Source organism: Microbispora sp. H10670, assembly GCF_014161385.1.
GTDB classification, from domain to species: domain Bacteria; phylum Actinomycetota; class Actinomycetes; order Streptosporangiales; family Streptosporangiaceae; genus Microbispora; species Microbispora triticiradicis.
In genome coordinates, this window is record NZ_JABBWW010000001.1 from 139,741 (window position 1) to 163,057 (window position 23,317).

Sequence of the window (23,317 nt, forward strand, 5' to 3'; positions counted from 1 at the left end):
ATTCCCGCACCTGGACGAGTGCCTGAGTCCGCACTGGGAGATGCGCCAAAAAGATCACGTGGAACGCGTCTGGCACGCACCGTTCGAAGGAGTCCGGCGGGTGCGGGCGCTCGGGTGGACCTGCGGCTGCCGGGCCGTCGTCTACGAACTCCTCCAGGCCGGTGGGCAGGCGTTCATCCGCAAGACCACCCAGACCGAGCCCACACCAAAGGTCGAGGAGACACACCGCTGGCCGATCGAGGAGGCGCGCAGGGTGTGGCATGCCCTGCTGCTCGGCGAGATGCGATAGACGGTCCAGCCCACACGCGGCCCCGCTCACTCGGGCGGGGCCGCGCTCGCGTTTACAACCCGCGCCGCTCCTCCCCCGCCCCCGATAGCTGCCGACATCAGTGGCCCGACCGAGGTGTCAATGCCGTCTTCGCGTGTCCGTCCACCAACGACGTACACCGCAACCCAGATCCAACCCGCACAGACGGCGTTGACACCGACCAAGGGCCACGAACAATGAGGCAGCGGGGGTGGGGTTGTACCGCAAATACCCTATTGCCAGACGGGATATTGCTATTGACTTGAGAATCCTATTCTGCTTTTTCCTGCTGAACGTTCCGCGCGAAGCTCCGTCGCATCACCTTACTGGGGGTGGTCGGGGCCGAGCGCCGACTCACTAATGGACAGCGCCCGCTCCTCCAACAACACCGCCTCCGCCACCCGCCCCAAATCACGCAGACCACACGCCAGATTGCTGAGACAAATGGCAACATCAGGGTGGTCAGGGCCGAGCGCCGACTCAGTAATGGACAGCGCCCGCTCCTCCAACAACACCGCCTCCGCCACCCGCCCCAAATCATAAAGACTAGACGCCAGATTGCCAAGCCGAATGGCAACATCAGGGTGGTCAGGGCCGAGCGCCATCTCACTAATGGACAGCGCCCGCTCCTCCAACAACACCGCCTCCGCCACCCGCCCCAAATCAAGCAAACTGGACGCTAGGTTGCCGAGCCGATTCGCAACATCAGGGTGGTCAGGGCCGAGCGCCGACTCACTAATGGACAGCGCCCGCTCCTCCAACAACACCGCCTCCGCCACCCGCCCCAAATCACACAGACCACACGCCAGATTGCCGAGACAAGCAGCAACATCAGGGTGGTCAGGGCCGAGCGCCATCTCACTAATGGACAGCGCCCGCTCCTCCAACGGCAGCGCCTCCGCCGCCCGCCCCAGATCAAGCAAACTGGACGCTAGGTTGCCGAGCCGAATGGCAACATCAGGGTGGTCAGGGCCGAGCGCCGACTCAGTAATGGACAGCGCCCGCTCCAACAGCGGCAGCGCCTCCGCCGCCCGCCCCAAATCACACAGACCACACGCCAGATTGCTGAGACAAATGGCAACATCAGGGTGGTCAGGGCCGAGCGCCATCTCAGTAATGGACAGCGCCCGCTCCTCCAACAACACCGCCTCCGCCACCCTCCCCAGATCATAAAGACTAGACGCCAGATTGCCGAGCACGGTGGCGACGCCAGGGTGCTCGGGACCGAGTGCCGCCTCGACGATCGCGAGGGCTCGAATCCGCATGGCATAGGCGTGATCATAGTTGCCTTGGCTCTGTTCGAAAAGCGCCAGTTCATTCAAGGCATATCCGAGCGCTGTGGGTTCTTGGCCCGAAGAGAAGCATGAGGTGAGATGGTCGAGGTGAGGGACCAGTCCGCGAAGCATTGGCCAGGCGACAACGTTGGAGTCCGGGTTTTCTGGAAGAGCGTTATACAGCCAGTGCAAAGCGATACAGCGGGCGGCTTGAAGGGCCGGCGTATTATGTTGAGTGAGTGCGGCTTGCGTGAGGCGGTGCACGTTGATTATGTCGTCTGTCAAGGTGATCATGCTGTAGGAGGCTAGTAGGGCTAGCCTCCGGTCAATGTCGACCTCCTCTCCAGGCCCGCCGAGGATCGCACGGGGGATGTTGTCGGGGGCATAACAAGCCAGCGCGATCATAGTCCGCTCGGCAGCAGGGTCGCGTTTCCGAATAGCTTCCAGCGTGATGTGCCACAGTCGGGCGATAGTACGCTGTACATCCCCGCCTTCCGGTCCGGCTTCATACATTTGGCTGGGCTGAGCACGCAGCAACGTCAAATACCGGGATGGGCTGATATGCCCCTGCTGCATATAGGCAGCGGCCTGATCCAGAGCGAGCGGAAGATAACCTAGCTCTTTTACAATGTCTCCAGCGGCCCGACGCTCCTCAACAGAATCTCTGCCAGTCAGCACAGTGATCAATTCGATAGCCTCCGCTTCTTCCAGCAAATCCAAGCGGAGGGCACGGATGCCCGCACCCCAACGGACATTACGGCGAGTGGTAATCAGGATGTGGCCCCTGGTCAACCGCCCCAAAAGGGGAGCAACCTCGACGGAATCATCAACATTGTCGAGGATCAGTAACCAGCCAGTATGTGTGCTCAGCCAGCCCAGAACCCAGTGGGCGGCTTGCTCGGTTGTCCCGGCGAGCGCGATCGGTGGGTGGATATGTCCTGCGAGAGCGGCCAACTGCGTCTCAATCCGCTCGGGGCCGTCCGCGGTAATCCACCACACCAACCGGTACCGATTCCCATACCGGGCGGCGTACTGCATCGCCAGCTCGGATTTTCCTACACCACCCAGCCCGAACACAACTTGGCCCACAACCACCGGCCCCGGACCTGCTACCAGCGCACTGGCGACCCACTCCAATTCATCTTCGCGTCCAACAAACACTTCGGTCGGGATGCGCGGAAGACTGCATAGCGGAGCGGAAAGGTCTACTTGCGCAGGCGGGAGGATACTGTCGGCTGTGAGGCGGAAGGTCCGAGCATCAACGTGCTCGGCATCTCCGGTCAGCACCGGGCCCTCAATGCGATCGGCGGCTACAGAACGATCCCCGGTAGCCGAGACAGCAGGCTGACCCACACGTTCGTCGTTCATATCCTGCTTGGTTCATTTACTAGTATGGCCGTCTCCAGTGTGCACCCCGCCGGTAATCGTGTGGGCGGCGACTGAGCGCTCCCCGGATGCAGTGATCCTGATCGTCGTACCCGTCGGCGGTATCTGTGACAGCAGTTTGTGGACCTCTGCGGTCATTGTGGGGTCTTGGGCCAAAATTCGGCGGATTTGCACCCGCAGTGCCGCCTGGAGATCAGCATCGTCGGGGTCCTCCACGATTTCAGCCAGCACCTCAGGCAGCGGTTCCCCTTCCGCTCGGACACCGAAGATGCGCTGAAGCAGCCGTCGGCCCCAGCTGACGGTAGTATCTGCCGCTTCCTCCTGCGCCTTGGACAGCACTGCGCCACCGTATGCGCCGATCGCCGCCGTCACATATGGCGAGAGATCAGCTACGAGCGTCGCAAGCTCCCCACTCATATCCTTGCCCCTCCTGGCCAGTCGACCCCATCATGTGACTGTCACGCATCGCCACAACGACAGTAGCGCGACAACTGCCGCGATACAGGGTGAACCGTTCCAGCTCTGCATCTGTATACGTTTATCGTCCTAACCGAGAGCATTCACCTGTCAGCGTGGGTCGGAAGCGCGGGGCGGCGCGGGCCGGGACCGGCCGGAGAGCCGCATGCCCGGCCCGCTGGCCGCCCGGCGCGCCGCGAGCCGCCGCAGGCGGCTCGCCTTGACCTTGTAGCGAAGGTTCTCGCCGAAAACAGCTCTGGCCCTCGATCGGCACCGGGCTTGCCGGGCGACCAAGGGCCAGGATCAGTCAGTTACCGCAGGTCAGGCTTCGCCGGTGGTCAGGCCGACGGGGCAGCTGACGCCGGTGCCGCCGATGCCGCAGTAGCCGTTTGGCACCTTAAAAAGGTATTGCTGGTGATAATCCTCGGCGAAGTAGAACTCGCCGGCGGGGGCTATGTCGGTGGTGATCTCGCCGTACCCGGCGTCGGTCAGCACCTTCTGGTACGCCTCCTGAGACGCCAGGGCGGCCTCCAGTTGCTCCGGGCCGTGGGTGTACACGGCCGACCGGTACTGCGTGCCGACGTCGTTGCCCTGGCGCATGCCCTGGGTGGGGTCGTGTGCCTCCCAGAAGACCTTGAGAAGCTCCTCGTACGACACCTGGGCCGGGTCGAAGACCACCCGGACGACCTCGGTGTGCCCGGTGAGGCCGGAGCAGACCTCCTCGTACGTGGGGTTGGGCGTGTACCCGCCCGCGTAGCCCACCGCGGTCGAGACGACGCCCGGGGTCTGCCAGAACTTGCGCTCGGCCCCCCAGAAGCAGCCCAGCCCGAACTCGGCGATCTCCGTTCCCTCGGGGTACGGCGGAGCCAGCGGCGCGCCGAGGACCTGATGGCGGGTGGCCACCGGCATGATCTCGGCGCGGCCCGGCAGCGCGTCCGTGGGCTCCACCATCGTCGTCTTGTCCCTGCCGAACAGCCAGCCCATCGTGAACCTCCCCTTCTGTTCTGCCAACACCAACCACCCACCCGGCCGCGTTGTTCCTCCCGTAAGGATTCCTAAACGTCAGACGTAGAGCTCCTTATTTGTCCTGAATCCAGGTAAGCAGCGAAGATAGGCGACATGCCTGATACCCGCCGTGGCCTCCTGTTCGGCGTCGCCGCCTACACGATGTGGGGTCTGTTCCCTCTCTACTGGCCCCTGCTCAAGCCCTCCGGCGCGGTGGAGATCCTCGCGCATCGGATGGTCTGGTCGCTCGTCGTGGTGGTCGCGGTCCTCGCCGTACGACGTCACTGGTCGTGGATCCGCACCATCACCCGACGCCAGCTGATCCTCCTCACCGTCGCGGCCGTCACGGTCTCGGTGAACTGGGGCACCTACATCTACGCCGTCAACACCGGCCATGTGGTCGAAAGCGCACTCGGCTACTTCATCAACCCCCTGGTCAGCGTGCTCTTCGGGGTGCTGGTCTTCCGTGAGCGGCTGCGCGTGTGGCAGTGGGCCGCGGTCGGCCTGGGCGCGGTCGCGGTTCTCATCCTGACCCTCGACTACGGGCGCCTGCCCTGGATCGCGCTCGTGCTCGCCTTCAGCTTCGGCACGTACGGCCTGGTCAAGAAGAAGGCGGGGGTGGGCAGCGCGGAGAGCCTGACCATCGAGACCCTCGTGCTGCTGGTGCCGGCCCTGGCCTACCTGCTCGTCCTGGAGGTGAACGGCACGGGCACCTTCGCCCACCACGGCGCCGGCCACGCCCTGCTGCTGGTGGCCGCCGGCCTGATCACGGCGGTGCCGTTGCTGTTCTTCACCGCCTCGGCGCTGCTGGTCCCCCTCACGGTCATCGGCCTCCTGCAGTACATCGCGCCGGTGCTGCAGTTCCTCTGCGGCGTGCTGATCGTCCACGAGACCATGCCCGCCAGCAGGTGGGCCGGCTTCGTCGTCGTCTGGCTCGCGCTGAGCGTCTTCACCTGGGACAGCATCCGCGCCGCCCGCGTGTCCCGCCGCGAGCGCGCCGCCGAGCTCCAGACCGTGTAGTACGCCCCCGGGAGTACGACTCCCGCCACCGACGGGGGGACGACCTCGACCGGCCGCGGCGGCGAGGATCGGCCCATGAGCAAGGACTTCCGCTTCGGGATCGTCGCCGGCCTGGCCCCCGACGCCGCCGCGTGGACGGCCACGGCCCGCCGGGCCGAGAACCTCGGCTACTCGACCCTTCTCGTCCCCGACACGCTGGGGACGCTCCCGCCGCTGCTCGCCATGACCGCGGCGGCCACCGCCACGACGACGCTGCGCGTGGGCACGTTCGTGCTGGCCGCGCCGTACCGCAATCCCCGGTTGCTGGCGCACGAGCTGGCCGGGCTCGACTTCCTCTCCGGCGGACGGCTGGAGGTCGGCCTGGGAGCCGGCCGCCCCGCCGCCGAGCGGGACGCCCACGCGCTCGGCATGCCGTACGGCACCGCGGGCGAGCGCGTCGCGCAGGTCAGTTCGGTGATCGACGAGGTGCGGACGGCGTTCGCGGAGGGCGGCCTCAGCGTGCGCTCTCAGGGGCCGCCCGTCCTGGTCGCGGGCGCCGGTCCCCGCATGCTCGCGCTCGCCGCGGAGGCGGCCGACATCGTCGCGCTCGCCGTGCCCGCCGGCACGCCCGAGGAGGGCCTGCGCGGGCCCGTCGGCATCCTGCGGGAAACAGCCGGGGCGAGGTTCGACGACATCGAGCTGAGCATGAACCTCTTCCAGGTCGGCGACGCGCCGGCCCCGTGGCTGCCCGAGGGGTCCCGCACCATCCCCGACGGCGCGGCCGCCGTACTGCGCGGTTCGCCCCGGGAGATGGCCGACACGCTGCTGCGCCGCCGTGACGAGCTGGGCGTCTCCTACGTCACCGTCAACGGCTTCTACGCCGACGCGTTCGCTCCCGTCGTCCAGCTCCTCGCCGGCCGCTGACGCGCACCCCTCGGCGGCGTCAGCGCGTGGCCCCGATGCGCGACCGGGTGCGTGCGGGCGCCGACTCCGGCAGCGTGGCGAGGATGTCGGCGAGCGTGACCCCCGCGAGGCTGCCGCGCCACGCGGCGTGCGCCTCGCCCATCTTCTCCGCGATCACACAGATGCTCCGGCAGTCCTCGGGAGGCAGCGCCCCCCGTCCCCTCTGGCGGATCTCACGGCACTCGTACGGCGAAGACGCGCCGTCGACGGCCTCGACGATCTGCAGCAACGTGATGTCCGAGGCCGCCCGCCCGAGCCGGAAGCCGCCCCGTGGGCCGGTCATCGCGGCCAGCACACCGGCCTTCACGAGCGCCTGCAGCTGCTTGGCCAGGTAGGGCGCCGGGACGTCGTAATACTCAGCCAGCTGTGCCGCCGACGCGGTGGCGCCCGGCTCCAGCTGCGCCAGCGTGGTGGCGCAGTGCAACACCCACTCGGTGCTCGCGGGCAACTTCATAGGCCGTAGTATATTGCAGACATTGCGGACCTTTTTTGTCCGAGATGACATACGTGGCATCGAGTGAAGGAGAAGACCATGCGAATCGCAGTCGCCGGCGCCACCGGGAACATCGGGTCGCTCACCGTCGCCGCCCTCGAACGGGACGGGCACGACGTCGTACGCATCAGCCGGTCCCTCGGCGTGAACCTGCTGACCGGTGAGGGGCTGGACGACGCTCTGGCCGGCGTCGAGGCGGTGGTCGACGCGATCAGCTCGGAGGCGACCGACCGGGACGAGGCGGTGGCGTACTTCGGCACCACCACCCGCAACCTGCTCGCCGCCGAGAAGCGGGCGGGCGTCCGTCACCACGTGCTGCTGTCGATCATCGACATCCACCGGGTGGAGGGCAACGCCCACTACGCCGGCAAGCGGGAGCAGGAGCGCCTGGTCTCCGCCGGTCCGGTGCCGTGGACGATCGTCCCGGTCGCGCAGTTCCACGACTTCGCCGAGATGGTGGTGAGCTGGACCGAGCAGGACGGCGTCGCCACGATCGCACCGCTGCTCGTGCAGCCGATCGCGCCCGCGGACGTGGCCGACGTCCTCGCCGAGATCGCCGTGGGCGAGCCCCAGGGGCGCTACGCCGACGTGGCCGGTCCCGAGCCGCAGGACCTCGTCGACATGGCCCGGCGCACCCTCGCGGCGCGCGGCCGTACGGTCAGGCTCGTGCCGACCTGGTCGGGACTCTTCGACACGTCGATGGCCGGAGACGTGCTCCTTCCCGGAGAGGGCGCCCGCATCGCGCCGACCACCTTCGACGAGTGGCTCGCCGACCAGAAGTAGACCTCGTGCTCGGCCAGCGGCCGGACGGGGCGGCCCCGGCCCGCGGAGACGTCAGGCGAGCGCCGCCTCGGCTCTGGCGTACGCCGCCTCGGCGATCCTCGGCAGCAGTACGGCGGGATCGACGCGCGGCTTCGGCCACTGCCTGGAGATCCGAATCTCCAGTACGTAACGCGGCGTCTGCACCACCTCGGCCCACTGCGTCACCGACTTCTCCTCGAAGACCCGGAAGGCCCAGGACCGGCTGCCAAGAGCTGGCACGGGGAACGGCTCCACCGCTCCGGTGCCGACCCCGGTCCCCTCAAGCTTCCGGCACGACTCCACACCGGTGGTGTCCGCCAGGTGGTCCAGCTTCTCGGCCGGCCCGGTGATGATGGATTCACCGAACACGAGAGGGTCCCTCGTATCCGGCGGGGTCGTCAACTGCGTCGCCGCGATCCATACGCCCCGCTGGTCGAAGTCCCGCAGCATGGCGCTCCATGTCCCCGAGGTCCACTTCCCGCACCGGGAGGGCCCGTGCAGGGGGCTGCCGAGCATCCGAAGTCCGATGAACAGCGACGCGTCGTCGACGGGGGCCGGCAGGCCGACCACCGCCCCCGGAGTCGTATCCGACTCGTGCGCCGTACCGAAATCCGTGAGCAGCGCCGACAGCAGGCGCGGATTCGCAACCCCAGTGCCCGGATTGGGCACCGGGATGGGTTCACCTTCCTCCAGCGCCCAGCCCATCAGGCCCAGCTCCTCCGACTCGGAAGGGGTGGGGCCGAGTCGTCCCTCAGCGGGCACAGGTGTCCGGGGGGCGGCGGTGCCCGCGCGGTGCGTGCCGCAGGCTGCCGTCACGCAGAGACACACGCTGAGGCACAGGACGGCCGCGGACCGGGTGATTCTCACCCGGTCCATGATCTACGAAGGGGCGTCAGCCCGTACGGTCGACGACGTAGTCGCACAGGGCGACCAGAGCCGCACGGGCGGGGATGTCGGGCAGGCCGGCGAGGGCGGTCTTGGCCCGGTCGGTCCAGCGGATCAGCTCGGCGCGGGCCTGCGCCATCGCGTGGTTGGCCCGCAGCAGCGTGAGCGCCTCCTCGACGTCCTCCTCCGCCACCGGCCCCGACAGCAGCGTACGCAGCCGGGCGTCGGCGGGGTCGTCCGAGGCCAGGGCGTGCAGCACGGGAAGTGTGCGGATGCCCTCGCGCAGGTCGGTGCCGGGCGTCTTGCCCGAGTCGGCCGTGGGCGCTGCCACGTCGATGAGGTCGTCGCCGAGCTGCCAGGCCACGCCGATCGCCTCGCAGGCGTCGGTGAGGCGGTCCACGACGTCGGCGGGGGCGCCGGCCAGCATGGCGCCGAAGCGGCCCGAGGTGGCGATGAGAGAGCCCGTCTTGTCGGCGAGCACGCCGATGTAGTGGGCGACCGCGTCGCGGCCCTCGGCCGGGCCGATCGTCTCGCGGATCTGGCCGCGCACGAGACGGGAGAACGTGCGCGCCTGGATCCGGATCAGCTCGCTGCCGAGGTCGGCCAGGATCTCCGACGCCTGGGCGAAGAGAAAGTCGCCGGTGAGGATGGCCACGGTGTTGTCCCACCGGGCGTTGGCGGACGGGGAGCCCCGGCGCACCGGGGCCTCGTCCATCACGTCGTCGTGGTAGAGCGTGGCCAGGTGGGTCAGCTCGATGACGACGGCCCCGGGCACGACGCCGGGAGCGTCGTGGGTGCCGAACTGGGCGGCGAGCAGCACGAGCGTGGCCCGGAACCGCTTGCCGCCCGCCTCGATGAGATGCCGGGACGCCTCCGTGACGAAGGCGTCCTCGCTCTCGACCGACGAGCGCAGCAGCTTCTCCACTGCTGCGAGACCGTTCGCCAGGTCCTCGGCCAACCGCTCGTCGACGAAAGGAATGTCCACTACGGGCGGCGCGGCCATACGGAGATCTCCTATCGGACGAACAGGGACTGCGCAGCCGTGTGCGCGAGGTCAAGCACGGGCTGAGGGAACACCCCGAGAACTACCGTAGCCAATGCCGCGATACCTACCACAGCCGCGGTCCCCCGGGAGGGCAGGACGACGGACGGACCGTCGGCGGCCGGGTCGCTGAAGAACATCAGCACGATCACCCGCACGTAGAAGAACGCGGCGACGGCCGAGGCCACCACGCCGACGATGACCAACGGCAGCGCGCCCCCGCTGACGGCCGCCTGGAAGACGGCGTACTTGCCGAAGAACCCGCTGGTCAGCGGGATACCGGCGAAGGCCAGCAGGAAGAAGGCGAACGTGCCGGCCAGCAGCGGCGAGCGCTTGCCGAGCCCGGCCCAGCGGGACAGGTGCCACGCCTCGCCGCCCGCGTCGCGCACCATCGTGACGACCGCGAACGCGCCGACCGTGGTGAAGCCGTACGCCACCAGGTAGAACAGCAGGCCCGACAGGGCCGCGGTGTTCTGCGCGGCGCTGCCGGTGGCGATCACGCCGATGAGCAGGAAGCCGCCGTGGGCGATCGAGGAGTAGGCGAGCATCCGCTTGATGTCGGTCTGCGTGATCGCGAGGATCGCGCCCACCACCATGGTGAGAATCGCCACTCCGTAGAACACGGGGCGCCAGTCCCAGTCGAGACCGCCGAGGCCGACCCAGAACACGCGCAGCAGCGCGCCGAAGGCGGCCACCAGGGTGCCGGAGGCCATCAGCGCCGTGATGGGCGTGGGCGAGCCCTGGTAGACGTCCGGCTTCCACGCCTGGAACGGCGCCGCGCCGATCTTGAACAGCAGGCCGACGCCGAGCATGGCCGCGCCGATGTAGAGCAGGGTGTCCTGGCCGCCGACCGAGCCGAGCGCGAGGTTGATCTTCGCGAGGTCGACGGAACCGGCGTAGCCGTACAGCAGGGCGGTGCCGTACAGGAAGAACGCCGAGGAGAAGGCGCCGAGCAGGAAGTACTTGACCGCGGCCTCCTGCGACAGCAGGCGGCGGCGGCGCGCGAGGCCGCACAGCAGGTACAGCGGCAGCGACATGACCTCCAGGGCGACGAACGCCACCAGCAGGTCGTTGGACGCCGGGAAGAGCAGCATGCCGCCCACCGCGAACAGCAGCAGCGGGTAGACCTCGGTGTGCGCGGCGCGCTCCACCAGCGACTGCTCCTCCTCGGCCGACCCGGGCAGGGCCGCCGCGGAGCCGACGAAGTGCTCCTCGTCCTTGATGAGCAGCACGCTCACGAAGGCGAGCACGAGGATCGTGCCCCAGATGAACAACGCCGGGCCGTCGACCGCCACCGCGCCCATGGCCGCGGGCTTGGTCGGCACGCCCTTGACCGCCTGCCACACGGTCAGCGCGAACGCGCCGGCCAGCGAGAGGAGCGTGAGCGGGAGGTGGACCGCCGATCGCAGGTAACGCGGCGCGAACGCCTCCACCAGCACACCGGCGATCGCCGCGCCGAAGACGACGAGCATCGGCGCCAGCAGGGCGTACTCGATGGTGGGCGCCTCAATGGTGCCGTTCACTTGCCCTCCTGAGCAACGGGTACGGCCGGCTTCGGGTCCGTGACCGAGACGCTGGACAGCGTGTCCTTCACGGCGGGATTGATCACGTCGAGCAGCGGCTTGGGATAGAAGCCGAACACCAGCAGCAGCGCGATCAGCGGCGCCACCACGAACTTCTCCCGCGTGTTGAGGTCCGGCAGCGCCTTCACCGACTCGGCGGTCGGGCCGTTCATCGTCCGCTGGTACATCCACAGGATGTAGATCGCGGCGAGGATGACGCCGGTCGTCGCGATGACGGCGGGCACGAGATACCGCTCGTAGGTGCCGATGAGGACCATGAACTCGCTGACGAACGTGCTCAGGCCGGGCAGCGAGAGGCTGGACAGACCCGCCACCAGGAACGTCCCGGCGAGGATCGGCGCCACCTTCTGCACGCCGCCGTAGTCGGAGATGAACTGCGAGCCCCTGCGGTAGATGAGGAAGCCCGCGACGAGGAACAGCGCGCCGGTCGAGAAGCCGTGGTTGACCATGTAGAGCGTCGCGCCCGAGCCCGCGTTGGTCGTCATGGCGAACACGCCCATCGCGATGAAGCCGAAGTGCGACACCGAGGTGTACGCGATGAGCCGCTTCATGTCGGTCTGCCCGATGGCCACGATCGCGCCGTACACGATGCCGATCACCGACAGCGTGATGACCAGCGGCGTGAAGAACTTCGCGGCGTCGGGGAACAGTTCGAGGCAGAAGCGCAGCATGCCGTACGTGCCGACCTTGTCGAGCACGCCCACGAGCAGGACGGCCGCGCCGGCCGGGGCCTGGGCGGCGGCGTCCGGCAGCCAGGTGTGGAACGGCCACAGCGGCGCCTTGATCGCGAAGGCGACGAAGAAACCGAGGAACAGCCACTTCTGCGTCGTCACGTCCTGGATGGTCCCGACCAGGTCGGTGAACATGAACGTGCCCTTGCCTGCGATCGAGTAGAGCGCGATCACCGCCACCAGCATCAGCAGCCCGCCGAACAGCGAGTACAGCAGGAACTTCACGGCCGCGTACGACCGCTGCGCCCCGCCGTACGACCCGATCATGAAGTACATCGGGATCAGCATGGCTTCGAAGAAGACGTAGAAGAGGAAGACGTCGGTCGCCGCGAAGACGCCGATCATCATGGCCTCGAGCACCAGCAGCAGCGAGAAGTACGTGCGGACCGAGCGCTTGCCGGCCTCGGCGTCGTGCCACGAGGCGAGCACCACGATCGGCACGAGGATCACCGACAGCAGGATCAGCACCAGGGCGATGCCGTCCACCGCGACGCCGTAGTGGACGCCGAACGCGGGGATCCAGTCGTACGTCTCGGCGAACTGGAACTTGTCGCCGTTCGGGCTGAACTGGACCGCCATGGCGACGGTCAGCGCCAGCACGATCAGCGACACCACGAGGGTGAACTGCTTGGCGAGCTTGTCGTTGCGGACAAGGGTCACGCCCAGCGCGCCGAGCACGGACACGCCCATCAGGGTTGAAAGCCAGGGCATCACAGGTTCCCTACGACGAGCCAGGCACCGGCCAGGATGGCCGCGCCCAGGAAGATCGACAGCGCGTACGAGCGGACGAACCCGGTCTGGATCCTGCGCAGCCGCCCGGAGGTCCCCCCGATGCCGGCGGCCAGGCCGTTCACCAGGCCGTCGACGCCGCGGTTGTCGAAGAACACGGCCAGGCGGGTCAGCCACTGGCCGGGGCGCATGAACAGCGCCTCGTTCAGGGCGTCGCCGTACAGGTCACGACGGGCGAAGGTGGTGAGGAACGAGCCGCGCGGGGCGACCGCCGGCACCTCGGCCGCGCCGTACCGGAACCAGGCGAACACCGCGCCCACCGCGACGAGCGCGAGCGTGGCCAGCCCGGTGAGGCTGAACGGGTGGAAGGACGGCATCTCCTCCGGCGCGCCGACGGCCGGCGCGAGGAAGGTCATGAACCGGTTGCCGAGGACCAGGAACGCGCCCAGGCCGATCGCGCCGATCGACAGGATGATCAGCGGCCAGGTCATGACGGCGGGCGACTCGTGCGGGTGGGCCGTCGGCTCCCAACGCTTGGCGCCGAAGAACGTCATGAACACCAGGCGCGACATGTAGAAGCCGGTGATGCCGGCGCCGAGCACGGCCAGCCAGCCGAGGACGGCGTTGTGCTCCATCACGGTCTCGATGATGCCGTCCTTGGTGAAGTAGCCGGACAGCAGCGGGAACCCGATGATCGCGAGGTAGCCGATGGCGAACGTCGCGAACGTGACCGGCATGACCTTCCGCAGCGCGCCGTACTTCCTCATGTCGACCTCGTCGTTCATGGCGTGCATGACCGAGCCCGCCCCGAGGAACATGTCGGCCTTGAAGAAGCCGTGCGTGATCAGGTGCGCGATCGCGAAGGCGTAACCGGCCGGGCCGATGCCCGCGGCGAGCACCATGTAGCCGATCTGCGACATCGTCGAACCGGCCAGCGCCTTCTTGATGTCGTCCTTGGCGGTACCGATGATCGCACCGGCGAGCAGGGTCGCCACGCCGACGATCGTCACGACGAGCTGCGCCGTCTCGGCACCCTGGTAGATCGGGCCGGACCGGACGATGAGGTAGACACCGGCGGTGACCATGGTCGCCGCGTGGATGAGGGCCGAGACCGGGGTCGGGCCCTCCATCGCGTCGAGGAGCCAGGACTGCAGCGGCAGCTGGGCCGACTTGCCGCACGCGCCGACCAGCAGCAGCAGGCCGATCGCGGTGAGCGTGCCCGAGGACGCCTTGTCCGCGTTCGCGAAGACGTCGTTGAAGGCCAGCGTGTGGAACGTCGCGAAGATCGTGAAGAGGCCGATCAGCAGGCCGAAGTCGCCGACGCGGTTGACGATGAACGCCTTCTTGGCCGCGGTCGCCGCCGAGGGCTTGTGCTGCCAGAACCCGATCAGCAGGTACGACGCGAGGCCGACGCCCTCCCAGCCGACGAACAGCGCGACGTAGTTGTCGGCCAGCACCAGCAGGAGCATCGCCGCCACGAACAGGTTCAGGTAGGCGAAGAACCGCCGCCTGTTCGGGTCGTGCGCCATGTAGCCGATCGAGTAGATGTGGATCAGCGACCCCACACCGGTGATCAGCAGGCAGAACGAGATCGACAGCGGGTCGACCAGCAGGCCCACCTTCGCCAGGCCCGGGACGAAGTCGTACAGCTCGATGCCCCGGCGGCGCTCACCGGGGGCGAAGCCGAGGAGCTGGACGAACGACAGCGCGGCCACCGCGAACGAAGCCACGGCCATGAGCACCCCGAGCAGGTGGCCGATCTTGTCGGTCCTCCGGCCGCCCAGCAGGAGGATCGCCGCTCCCACCAGGGGCAGAGCGATCATCAGCCAGGCGGCCCCGATCGCTCCACCGGAGTGCTGGATGATCTCAGCGGGTTCCACGGCCACCTCTTAGTACTTCAGCAGGCTGACGTCGTCGACCGACGCGGACCTGCGGGTTCGGAAGATCGTCACGATGATGGCCAGGCCGATGACCACCTCGGCGGCGGCCACGATCATCACGAAGAACGCGATGAGCTGGCCGTCGAGGTTGCCGTTCTGCCGGGCGAAGGTGACGAACGCCAGGTTGCAGGCGTTGAGCATGAGCTCGACGCACATGAACACCACGATGGCGTTGCGCCGTACGAGCACGCCGACGCCGCCGATGGCGAACAGCAGCGCGGAGAGCACCAGATAGTGGGTGGTCACTTGCCGTCCTCCTCGGTGACCGCGGACTCGCCGCGGGGACGGACCACGCGACCGGCCACGACGGTGTCCTGCTCGGTGCCCTCGGGCAACGGCTCGGTGTCGGGACCGCCGTCCCTGGCCTCCTCGGCCACCGTCGGCGTGCTGTGCCCGCCGTGCCCGTTGGCCTGGGCGGCGGCCCGCTGCGCGGCCTCCTCCTGCTCCAGCACGTCGGCGACCTCCGGGGGCAGGATGCCCTTGGACTCCTCGTACCGGGCGATGTAGCGGTTGACCGACAGCGGCGAGATGGTCCCGTCGGGCAGCAGCGCCGGCATGTCGATGGCGTTGTGCCGGGCGTAGGTGCCGGGGCCGGGCAGCGGCGCCGGGTTCTTGCCGGTACGGCCGAAGGCGGCGAAGCGCTGCCGGGACAGGTCCCGCTGGGTCGGCTTGGCCTCGGTGCGCTCCCGGTGCGCCAGCACCATCGCGCCCAGGGCAGCGGTGATCAGCAGCGCCGAGGTCACCTCGAAGGCGAACACGTGACGCGTGAAGATCAGCTGAGCCAGGGAGGACACGTTGCCCCCCTCGGTGGCCGCGGTGAGGCCCTTCGGCGAGCCGACCACCGCGTTCCCGATGCCGAGCGCGAGGAGGAGGGCGAAGCCCAGCCCGCCCACGACGGCCCAGAAGCGCTGCCCCTTGATCGTCTCCACCAGGGAGTCGGAGGAGTCCACGCCCACGAGCATGAGCACGAACAGGAACAGCATCATGACCGCGCCGGTGTAGACGATGATCTGCACGGCCGCCAGGAACGGAGCGTCCTGGACGGCGTACAGCACCGCCAGCGAGAGCATGACGACGCCGAGCATCAGGGCCGAGTAGACGGCCCTTCGGCTGAAGACGAGTCCGAGTGCGGCGATCACCGAGACGACCGCGAGCACCCAGAACGTGATGGACTCACCCATTGCTTCGACCCAACCGGTAGTAGTCCTCCTCGGTCTCGCCGAGGCGCATCGGGTGGGGCGGCTGCTCCATGCCCGGTCCGAGCGGCGCGAGGAGCATCTCCTTGGTGAAGATCAGCGACTCGCGGCTGGAGTCGGCGAGCTCGTACTCGTTCGTCATCGTGAGCGCCCGGGTGGGACACGCCTCGATGCAGAGCCCGCAGAGGATGCAGCGCAGGTAGTTGATCTGGTAGACGCGGCCGTACCGCTCACCGGGCGAGAACCGCTCCTCGTCGGTGTTGTCGCCGCCCTCGACGTAGATGGCGTCCGCCGGGCAGGCCCAGGCGCACAGCTCGCAGCCGACGCACTTCTCCAGGCCGTCGGGCCACCGGTTCAGCTGGTGCCGCCCGTGGAAACGCGGCGCGGTGGGCCGCTTCTCCTCGGGATAGTTGACCGTCACCGGCTTCTTGAACATGTGGTGGAAGGTGACGCCGAATCCCTTGATCGGATTCAGCCAATCAGTTGCTCCCACTGGTCACCTCCTTGGCGTCGGTAGGGACACGCGCGGCGGGCACGGCGCCGTGGTAGTGCGGGAGGTCGAGCGCCGGCACCGGGAACCCGCCCGCCGCCGGCTCCTCGCGCAGTTGCTCGAACTCCTCCTCGACCTGGGCGGCCCTGGCCTCCCTGCGGCGCTGGTTCACCGTGTCGAACCGCAGCCAGACCACGAACGCGACGATGATCACCACCGCGCCGAAGGCCATGATGCCCATCCGGTCGGTCTCCGGCAGGCGCAGCGCCTTGAAGGTGGCGGCCAGCAGGATCCAGACCAGGTTGAGCGGGATCAGCACCTTCCACCCGAAGGCCATGAGCTGGTCATAGCGAACGCGTGGCAGCGAGGCGCGGACCCAGACGAAGAACCCGAACGCGATGACCAGCTTGGCGAAGAACCAGAGCATGGGCCACCAGCCGGTGTTCGCGCCGTCCCACAGGGAGATCGGCCACGGGGCCCGCCAGCCGCCGAAGAACAGCGTGATCGCCATGGCCGAGACCGTGAACACGTTCACGTACTCGGCGAGCATGAACATCGCGAACTTCAGCGACGAGGAGTATTCGGTGTGGAAGCCGCCGACCAGTTCGCCCTCGCCCTCGGGGAGGTCGAACGGCACGCGGTTGGTCTCGCCGAGCATGCAGACCGCGTAGATCAGGAACGACGGGATCAGCGAGAACACGTACCAGGACGGCGTCGGGATGTGCAGCCCGCCGATGTCCCAGGTGCCGCCGCCCGCCTGCCTGGCCACGATCTCCGAGGTGGACAGCGTGCCCGCGTTCAGGAACACCGCCACGAACGACAGGCCCATCGCGATCTCGTACGACACGACCTGGGCGGCCGAGCGCAGGCCGCCCAGCACGGCGTACGGCGAGCGGGAGCCCCACCCGGCGAGCACGATGCCGTAGACGCCGATCGAGGCGGTGGCCAGCACCAGCAGGACCGCGACCGGCAGGTCGGTGAGCTGCAGCGGCGTCCGGTGGCCGAACATCCACACCATCGGCCCGAACGGCACGACGGAGAAGGCCAGGAAGGCCGGGACGGCGATGATGATCGGGGCCAGGAAGTAGATCACCTTGTCCACGGTGCGTGGCATGAGGTCTTCCTTCAGGCCCATCTTCAGGCCGTCGGCCACCGTCTGCAGCAGGCCGAACTTGCCGGCCCGGTTGGGGCCGTAGCGGTGCTGCATGCGCGAGATGAGCTTGCGCTCGGTCCACACGCCCATCAGCACGCCCAGCATCAGGAACACGAAGATCGCGACGGCCTTGATGATCGTGATCCACAGGGGATCGTGGCCGAAGTCGCTCAGCGTGGGTCCGGGGTTGTTCACGAGACGCTCCCGATCTTGACGACGTCTCCGGCGACCGCGCGCAGGTCGCGCGTGACCGACAGGCCGGCGGAGTTGGACGGCACCCACACGACACGGTCGGGCAGGTCCGCGACGCGCACCGGCAGGACGACGCCGTCACCGATGGTGATCTTGCCGCCGTCCACCGCGCCGATCTCGGCGGCGGTGGCCTCCGACAGCAGCGCCGCCGTCGAGCGGGCGGTCCCCGCCAGGTACGGCTCGCCGTCCTGCATCCGGCCGTCGTCGAGCAGCAGGTGCCAGGTGGCCAGCACCGCCTCGCCCGCCTGCGGCTCCGCGACCACGAGGCCGCCGACCGCGGGCGCGGCCGGGCGCGGGCCCTTCCAGGCGCCGAGCGTGGCCATCTCGCGCCGCGCGGCGGCGTCGTCGGGCAGGCCGAGGTGCACGTCCATCAGGTCGGCGATCGAGCCGATCGCCCGCAGGTCGCTCATCAGGCCCGGTACGGCGGTCGCCACGCCGAAGGAGCGGCCCCTGCCCTCCCAGTCGACGAACGTGCCGGACTTCTCGGCCACCGCGGCGACCGGCAGGACCACGTCGGCCCGGTCGGTGACCGCGCTGGCGCGGATCTCCAGGCTGACGATGAACGGGGTGTTCTCCAGCGCGGCCAGGGCCCTCGCGGGGTCGGGCAGGTCGTAGGGGTCCACGCCCGCCACGACCAGCGCGTCGACCTCGTCGTTCAGCGCGGCCTCGACGATGCCCGCGGTGTCGCGACCGGGCGCCTCGGGCAGCGCGGCGACGCCCCATGCCCTGGCGACCTCCGCGCGGGCGGTCTCGTCGGCGGCCGGGCGGCCGATCGGCAGCAGGCCGGGCAGGGCGCCCGCCTCCAGCGCGCCGCGCTCCCCCGCCCGCCGCGGCACCCAGGCGAGCCGCGCGCCGGTGGCGAGCGTGAGCCGCACGAGCGCCGACAGGGCGCCGGGGGCGGAGGCGAGCCGCTCACCGGCGAGGATGATCGTGCCGGGCGGCAGCAGGTCGCCGGAGACGAGGTCGCCGAGCGCCTCGGCCTCCGCGCCGGGCAGCGTCCGGATCAGCGAGCCGTTCATCTTGGCCAGGCCCGGCGTGGCGAACGGCGCGATCGCGTGGACCTTCAGACCCCGCTTGCGCGCCGCCTTGCGCAGGCGCAGGAAGACGATCGGCGACTCCTCCTCGGGCTCGAACCCGGCGAGGAGGACGGCCGGGGCCGTCTCCAGGTCGGCGTAGGAGACCTCGATGCCCTTGCCGGCGACGGCGTGGGCGAGGAACCGCGCCTCCTCCTCGGAGTGCGGCCGGGCCCGGAAGTCGATGTCGTTGGTGCCGAGGGCGATCCGGGCGAACTTGCTGTAGGCGTAGGCGTCCTCGACCGTGAGCCGCCCGCCGACCAGCACCCCGGCCCTGCCCCGGGCCCGCGCGAGGCCCTCGGCGGCCGTGGCCAGCGCGTCCGGCCAGGAGGTCGGGACGAGCTTGCCGCTCTCGTCGCGCACCAGCGGCGAGCGCAGCCGGTCGGGCGCGGTGGCGTAGGTGAACGCCCAGCGGCCCTTGTCGCAGTTCCACTCCTCGTTGACCTGCGGGTCGTCCCCGGCGAGGCGGCGGGTGACCTTGCCCCGGCGGTGGTCGGTGCGCAGCGAGCAGCCCGACGCGCAGTGCTCGCACGCGCTCGGCGTGGAGACCAGGTCGAACGGGCGGGAGCGGAACCGGTAGGCCGCGCCGGTCAGCGCGCCCACCGGGCAGATCTGGATCGTGTTGCCCGAGAAGTAGGACTCGAACGGCTCGCCGTCGGCGACGCCCACCTGCTCCTTGGCCCCGCGGTCGAAGAAGTCGATGAGCGGGTCGCCCGCGATCTGGTCGGAGAAGCGGATGCACCGCGCGCACTGGACGCAGCGCTCGCGGTCGAGCAGCACCTCGGTGGACAGCGGGACCGGCTTGTCGAACGTGCGCTTCTGCTCGACGAACCGGCTCTCACCCTGGCCGTTCGACATCGCCTGGTTCTGCAGGGGGCACTCGCCGCCCTTGTCGCAGACCGGGCAGTCGAGCGGGTGGTTCAGCAGCAGCATCTCCATAACGCCGCGCTGTGCCTTCTCGGCCACCGGCGAGGTGAGCTGCGTCTTGACCACCATGCCCTCGGCGACCTCGATCGCGCAGGACGGCTGCGGCTTGGGGAAGCCGCGGCCGTTGCCCGCGTCGGGGATGTCGACGAGACACTGGCGGCAGTTGGCCGCGGGCGAGAGCAGCGGGTGGTCGCAGAACCGGGGGATCTGGATCCCCAGCAGCTCCGCGGCCCGGATGATCAGCGTGCCCTTGGGGACGCTGACCTGGAAGCCGTCGATGGTCAGGCTGACCATGTCCACGACCGGCTGTTCCGGCTGCGTCGTCTGAACTGTCACTTGGACCCCCACACCGTGGAAGCGGCGGGATCGAACGGGCAGCCGCCGATCTCGAAGTGCTTGAGGTATTCGTCGCGGAAGTGCTTCACCGACGAGTGGATCGGGCTCGTCGCGCCGTCGCCGAGCGCGCAGAAGGAACGCCCGAGGATGTTGTCGGCGATGTCGGTGATGGTCGCCAGGTCCTCCTCCGAGCCCTGGCCCTTCTCCAGCCGCTTGAGCACCTGCTTGAGCCAGTAGGTGCCCTCGCGGCACGGGGTGCACTTGCCGCAGGACTCGTGCGCGTAGAACTCCGTCCAGCGCAGGACCGCCCGGACCACGCAGGTGGTCTCGTCGAAGATCTGCAGGGCGCGGGTGCCCAGCATCGAGCCCTTGGCGCCGACCGACTCGAAGTCGAGCGGCACGTCGAGGTGCTCGGCCGTGAAGATCGGCGTCGAGGAGCCCCCCGGCGTCCAGAACTTCAGCTCGTGGCCCTCGCGGATGCCGCCCGCCATGTCGAGCAGTTCGCGCAGCGTGATGCCCAGCGGGGCCTCGTACTGGCCCGGCCGGGTCACGTGGCCCGACAGCGAGAAGATGCCGAAGCCCTTGGACTTCTCGGTGCCCATCCCGGCGAACCAGTCGGCGCCGTTGGCGATGATGCTCGGCACGCTCGCGATCGACTCGACGTTGTTGACCACCGTCGGGGAGGCGTACAGACCGGCGACCGCCGGGAACGGCGGCTTGAGCCGGGGCTGGCCGCGGTAGCCCTCCAGCGAGTCGAGCAGCGCCGTCTCCTCGCCGCAGATGTACGCCCCGGCGCCGCTGTGCACGACGAGGTCCAGGTCGTAGCCCGAGCCGAAGATGTCCGTCCCGAGGTAGCCCTTCTCGTACGCCTCGCGGACCGCGGCCTGCACCCGGCGGATGACGTGGAGCACCTCGCCGCGGATGTAGATGAACGCGTGGTTCGCCCGGATCGCGTACGACGAGATGATGACGCCCTCGACCAGCGAGTGCGGGTTGGCCATCATGAGCGGGATGTCCTTGCAGGTCCCCGGCTCCGACTCGTCGGCGTTGACGACGAGGTAGTGGGCCTTGCCGTCGCCCTGCGGGATGAAGCCCCACTTCATGCCGGTGGGGAAGCCCGCGCCGCCGCGGCCGCGCAGGCCGGAGTCCTTCACCGCCTGGATGACCGCGTCCGGGTCCATGCCCAGGGCCTTCTTCGCGGCCTCGTACTCGCCGTACCCGTCGAGGGTGAACGAGCCGGCCACGTCCCAGTTGTCGGTAAGGACGGGCGTAAGCGTTGTCACTTCTCGCTCCCCTCGGCCTTGGGGGCCTCCCAGCCGTTGGCCCTGGCGATCTTCAGACCCTCAAGGGAGGGACCGGCGGCCGACGGTCCGTCGGCGGCGAGGCCGTCGGGGAACCCGGCGAGGACCCGGGAGGCCTCCCGGAACGTGCACAGGCGGCCCGGGCCGCGCGTGGGCGCGACCTCCTTGCCGGCGCGCAGGTCGTCGGCGAGCTGCTTGGCCGACTCCGGGGTCTGGTTGTCGAAGAACTCCCAGTTGACCATCATGACCGGGGCGAAGTCGCAGGCGGCGTTGCACTCCAGCCGCTCCAGCGTGATCTTGCCGTCCGGGGTGGTCTCGTCGTGGCCGACGCCCACGTGCTCGCTGAGCTCCGCCCAGATCTGGTCGCCGCCCATGACCGCGCACAGCGTGTTGATGCAGACGCCGACGTTGTAGTCGCCGGCCGGCCTGCGCTTGTACATCGTGTAGAAGGTCGCCACGCCCACGACCTCGGCCTTGGACAGGCCCAGCATCTCGGCGCAGAACTCCTGCCCGTCGTCGGAGACGTAGCCGTCCACCGACTGCACCAGGTGCAGCAGCGGCAGCAGCGCCGAACGCGGCCGGGGGTAGCGGCCGATGATCTCCTTGGCGTCCGTCTCCAGACGCTCGCGGACCTCAGGCGCGTAAGTCATCGGTCCACACCTCCCATGACCGGGTCGATCGAGGCGACCGCGGAGATGACGTCGGCGACCATGCCGCCCTCGCACGTCGCGGGCACCGCCTGCAGGTTCGTGAACGACGGGTCGCGGAAGTGCACCCGGTAGGGCCGGGTGCCGCCGTCGCTGACCACGTGCGCGCCGAGTTCGCCGCGCGGCGACTCGACCGAGGAGTACACCTGCCCGGCGGGCACCCGGAAGCCCTCGGTCACCAGCTTGAAGTGGTGGATCAGGGCCTCCATAGAGCCGCCCATGATGTGCGCGATGTGGTCGGGCGAGTTGCCGAGTCCGTCGGGGCCGAGCGCGAGCTGCGCCGGCCAGCCGATCTTCTTGTCCTCGATCATCACCGGGCCGCCCTTGAGCGGGCCGGACAGGCGGTCGAGCGCCTGCTCGATGATCTTGAGGGACTCCTCCATCTCGTCCATCCGGACGAGGTAGCGGCCGTACACGTCGCAGGTGGTCTGCGTCGGCACCGCGAACTCGTACGTCTCGTAGCCGCAGTAGGGCTGCGACTTGCGCAGGTCCCACGGCAGGCCGGCGGCCCGCAGCATGGGGCCGGTGATGCCCAGCGCCATGCAGCCGGTCAGGTCGAGGTAGGCCACGTCCTTGGTGCGCCGGGTGTAGACCGGGTTCGCGTCGAGGAGCTTGCGCATCTCCTTGAGCCGCCCCGGCATGACCTTGAGGAACTCACCGATCTTGTCGACCGCGCCGGCCGGCAGGTCGACGCTGACGCCGCCCGGCCGGACGTACGCCATGTTCATCCGCAGGCCGGTGATGTACTCCATCAGGTCGAGCACCATCTCGCGCTCGCGGAAGCCGAACAGCATCGGCGTCGTCGCGCCCAGCTCCATGCCGAACGTCGCGATCGCGACGAGGTGCGAGGAGATCCGGGTGAGCTCCATCGTCAGGACCCGGATGGCCTGCGCCCGGTCCGGGATCCGGTCGGTGATGCCGAGAAGCTTCTCGACGCCCAGGCAGTACGCGGTCTCGTTGAAGATCGGCGCGAGGTAGTCCATGCGGGTGACGAACGTGACCCCCTGGGTCCACGTCCGGAACTCCATGTTCTTCTCGATGCCGGTGTGCAGATAGCCGATCACCGTGCGGGCCTCGGTCACGGTCTCGCCGTCGAGGGTCAGCACGAGCCGGAGCACGCCGTGGGTCGACGGGTGCTGCGGGCCCATGTTGACGACGAGGCGCTCGTCGGCCGACTCGCTGACGGTCTTGACCAGCTCGTCCCAGTCCTGGCCGGCGACGTCGTAGATCCGGCCCTCGGTCTCGGTGGTGCTCACGACGCTCTCCTCGCTGCCCTCGTTGCCTGGTG

The 23,317-nt window shown here is 68.9% G+C and carries 21 protein-coding genes; 4 read left to right on the plus strand and 17 right to left on the minus strand.

Annotated elements, in window-relative coordinates; translation table 11 throughout:
• The first annotated feature begins 100 nt into the window (after positions 1 to 100).
• On the plus strand, positions 101 to 289 hold the full coding sequence (locus HHX33_RS00695) for a hypothetical protein (protein ID WP_182872867.1): 189 nt from the start codon (positions 101 to 103) through the stop codon (positions 287 to 289).
• 341 nt (positions 290 to 630) lie between these two features.
• Here the strand turns inward: HHX33_RS00695 and fxsT are convergent, their stop codons facing one another.
• The 3 genes from fxsT to msrA all read right to left on the minus strand — a co-directional run bounded on the left by fxsT (position 631) and on the right by msrA (position 4,407).
• Entirely contained in the window at positions 631 to 2,949 is a 2,319-nt protein-coding gene (gene fxsT, locus HHX33_RS00700) for an FxSxx-COOH system tetratricopeptide repeat protein (RefSeq protein ID WP_182872868.1), read from the minus strand.
• A 12-nt stretch (positions 2,950 to 2,961) separates the two neighbouring features.
• Positions 2,962 to 3,384 (minus strand): hypothetical protein, encoded by a 423-nt coding sequence (locus HHX33_RS00705; protein ID WP_182872869.1) that lies wholly within the window; start codon positions 3,382 to 3,384, stop codon positions 2,962 to 2,964.
• 360 nt (positions 3,385 to 3,744) lie between these two features.
• On the minus strand, positions 3,745 to 4,407 hold the full coding sequence (gene msrA, locus HHX33_RS00710) for a peptide-methionine (S)-S-oxide reductase MsrA (RefSeq protein ID WP_182872870.1): 663 nt from the start codon (positions 4,405 to 4,407) through the stop codon (positions 3,745 to 3,747).
• A gap of 135 nt (positions 4,408 to 4,542) precedes the next feature.
• Between msrA and rarD the strand changes: the two genes are divergently transcribed.
• Both rarD and HHX33_RS00720 read left to right on the plus strand, forming a co-directional pair.
• Complete coding sequence (gene rarD / locus HHX33_RS00715; RefSeq protein ID WP_182872871.1) at positions 4,543 to 5,448, plus strand: EamA family transporter RarD; 906 nt, start codon at positions 4,543 to 4,545, stop codon at positions 5,446 to 5,448.
• 75 nt (positions 5,449 to 5,523) lie between these two features.
• Positions 5,524 to 6,351 carry a TIGR03621 family F420-dependent LLM class oxidoreductase gene (locus HHX33_RS00720; RefSeq protein ID WP_182872872.1) on the plus strand — a complete coding sequence of 276 codons (828 nt, stop codon included), beginning with the start codon at positions 5,524 to 5,526 and terminating at the stop codon, positions 6,349 to 6,351.
• A 19-nt stretch (positions 6,352 to 6,370) separates the two neighbouring features.
• Here HHX33_RS00720 and HHX33_RS00725 read toward each other — a convergent pair whose 3' ends face one another.
• Positions 6,371 to 6,844, minus strand: a complete 474-nt coding sequence (locus HHX33_RS00725; RefSeq protein WP_182872873.1) for an RrF2 family transcriptional regulator — start codon at positions 6,842 to 6,844, stop codon at positions 6,371 to 6,373.
• A 78-nt stretch (positions 6,845 to 6,922) separates the two neighbouring features.
• Between HHX33_RS00725 and HHX33_RS00730 the strand changes: the two genes are divergently transcribed.
• On the plus strand, positions 6,923 to 7,666 hold the full coding sequence (locus HHX33_RS00730) for an SDR family oxidoreductase (RefSeq protein WP_182872874.1): 744 nt from the start codon (positions 6,923 to 6,925) through the stop codon (positions 7,664 to 7,666).
• A gap of 51 nt (positions 7,667 to 7,717) precedes the next feature.
• Here the strand turns inward: HHX33_RS00730 and HHX33_RS00735 are convergent, their stop codons facing one another.
• The 13 genes from HHX33_RS00735 to HHX33_RS00795 form a co-directional block, all read right to left on the minus strand.
• Positions 7,718 to 8,551 (minus strand): hypothetical protein, encoded by an 834-nt coding sequence (locus HHX33_RS00735; RefSeq protein ID WP_182872875.1) that lies wholly within the window; start codon positions 8,549 to 8,551, stop codon positions 7,718 to 7,720.
• Positions 8,552 to 8,576: 25 nt separating this feature from the next.
• Positions 8,577 to 9,572, minus strand: a complete 996-nt coding sequence (locus tag HHX33_RS00740; protein WP_182872876.1) for a polyprenyl synthetase family protein — start codon at positions 9,570 to 9,572, stop codon at positions 8,577 to 8,579.
• An 11-nt stretch (positions 9,573 to 9,583) separates the two neighbouring features.
• Positions 9,584 to 11,134, minus strand: coding sequence for an NADH-quinone oxidoreductase subunit NuoN (gene nuoN / locus HHX33_RS00745; RefSeq protein ID WP_111700541.1), 1,551 nt, complete (start codon positions 11,132 to 11,134; stop codon positions 9,584 to 9,586).
• A complete protein-coding gene (locus HHX33_RS00750) occupies positions 11,131 to 12,636 on the minus strand; it encodes an NADH-quinone oxidoreductase subunit M (protein WP_182872877.1) in 1,506 nt (501 codons plus the stop codon). Before HHX33_RS00750 ends, nuoN begins: the two co-directional genes overlap by 4 nt.
• Complete coding sequence (gene nuoL / locus HHX33_RS00755; RefSeq protein ID WP_182873278.1) at positions 12,636 to 14,477, minus strand: NADH-quinone oxidoreductase subunit L; 1,842 nt, start codon at positions 14,475 to 14,477, stop codon at positions 12,636 to 12,638. The genes HHX33_RS00750 and nuoL overlap by 1 nt, the downstream gene beginning before the upstream one ends.
• Positions 14,478 to 14,543: 66 nt before the next feature.
• Positions 14,544 to 14,840, minus strand: coding sequence for an NADH-quinone oxidoreductase subunit NuoK (nuoK, locus tag HHX33_RS00760; RefSeq protein ID WP_030506864.1), 297 nt, complete (start codon positions 14,838 to 14,840; stop codon positions 14,544 to 14,546).
• A complete protein-coding gene (locus HHX33_RS00765; protein WP_182872878.1) occupies positions 14,837 to 15,775 on the minus strand; it encodes an NADH-quinone oxidoreductase subunit J in 939 nt (312 codons plus the stop codon). Before HHX33_RS00765 ends, nuoK begins: the two co-directional genes overlap by 4 nt.
• Complete coding sequence (gene nuoI / locus HHX33_RS00770) at positions 15,768 to 16,283, minus strand: NADH-quinone oxidoreductase subunit NuoI (protein ID WP_111700538.1); 516 nt, start codon at positions 16,281 to 16,283, stop codon at positions 15,768 to 15,770. Before nuoI ends, HHX33_RS00765 begins: the two co-directional genes overlap by 8 nt.
• Positions 16,270 to 17,628 (minus strand): NADH-quinone oxidoreductase subunit NuoH, encoded by a 1,359-nt coding sequence (nuoH, locus tag HHX33_RS00775; RefSeq protein WP_182872879.1) that lies wholly within the window; start codon positions 17,626 to 17,628, stop codon positions 16,270 to 16,272. The genes nuoI and nuoH overlap by 14 nt, the downstream gene beginning before the upstream one ends.
• Entirely contained in the window at positions 17,625 to 20,021 is a 2,397-nt protein-coding gene (locus tag HHX33_RS00780; protein WP_182872880.1) for an NADH-quinone oxidoreductase subunit G, read from the minus strand. The genes nuoH and HHX33_RS00780 overlap by 4 nt, the downstream gene beginning before the upstream one ends.
• Positions 20,018 to 21,304 (minus strand): NADH-quinone oxidoreductase subunit NuoF, encoded by a 1,287-nt coding sequence (gene nuoF, locus HHX33_RS00785; protein ID WP_111699574.1) that lies wholly within the window; start codon positions 21,302 to 21,304, stop codon positions 20,018 to 20,020. The genes HHX33_RS00780 and nuoF overlap by 4 nt, the downstream gene beginning before the upstream one ends.
• Entirely contained in the window at positions 21,301 to 21,972 is a 672-nt protein-coding gene (gene nuoE / locus HHX33_RS00790) for an NADH-quinone oxidoreductase subunit NuoE (protein WP_111699575.1), read from the minus strand. Before nuoE ends, nuoF begins: the two co-directional genes overlap by 4 nt.
• A complete protein-coding gene (locus HHX33_RS00795; protein WP_111699576.1) occupies positions 21,969 to 23,285 on the minus strand; it encodes an NADH-quinone oxidoreductase subunit D in 1,317 nt (438 codons plus the stop codon). The genes nuoE and HHX33_RS00795 overlap by 4 nt, the downstream gene beginning before the upstream one ends.
• Positions 23,286 to 23,317 lie beyond the last annotated feature (32 nt).

Bases quoted from the DNA above. Each gene is read 5' to 3' on its own strand.
- fxsT (WP_182872868.1), bottom strand. From the start codon at position 2,949: ATGAACGACGAACGTGTGGGTCAGCCTGCTGTCTCGGCTACCGGGGAT.
- HHX33_RS00705 (WP_182872869.1), bottom strand. From the start codon at position 3,384: ATGAGTGGGGAGCTTGCGACGCTCGTAGCTGATCTCTCGCCATATGTG.
- msrA (WP_182872870.1), bottom strand. From the start codon at position 4,407: ATGGGCTGGCTGTTCGGCAGGGACAAGACGACGATGGTGGAGCCCACG.
- rarD (WP_182872871.1), top strand. From the start codon at position 4,543: ATGCCTGATACCCGCCGTGGCCTCCTGTTCGGCGTCGCCGCCTACACG.
- HHX33_RS00720 (WP_182872872.1), top strand. From the start codon at position 5,524: ATGAGCAAGGACTTCCGCTTCGGGATCGTCGCCGGCCTGGCCCCCGAC.
- HHX33_RS00725 (WP_182872873.1), bottom strand. From the start codon at position 6,844: ATGAAGTTGCCCGCGAGCACCGAGTGGGTGTTGCACTGCGCCACCACG.
- HHX33_RS00730 (WP_182872874.1), top strand. From the start codon at position 6,923: ATGCGAATCGCAGTCGCCGGCGCCACCGGGAACATCGGGTCGCTCACC.
- HHX33_RS00740 (WP_182872876.1), bottom strand. From the start codon at position 9,572: ATGGCCGCGCCGCCCGTAGTGGACATTCCTTTCGTCGACGAGCGGTTG.
- HHX33_RS00750 (WP_182872877.1), bottom strand. From the start codon at position 12,636: ATGCCCTGGCTTTCAACCCTGATGGGCGTGTCCGTGCTCGGCGCGCTG.
- nuoL (WP_182873278.1), bottom strand. From the start codon at position 14,477: ATGATCGCTCTGCCCCTGGTGGGAGCGGCGATCCTCCTGCTGGGCGGC.
- HHX33_RS00765 (WP_182872878.1), bottom strand. From the start codon at position 15,775: ATGGGTGAGTCCATCACGTTCTGGGTGCTCGCGGTCGTCTCGGTGATC.
- nuoE (WP_111699575.1), bottom strand. From the start codon at position 21,972: ATGACTTACGCGCCTGAGGTCCGCGAGCGTCTGGAGACGGACGCCAAG.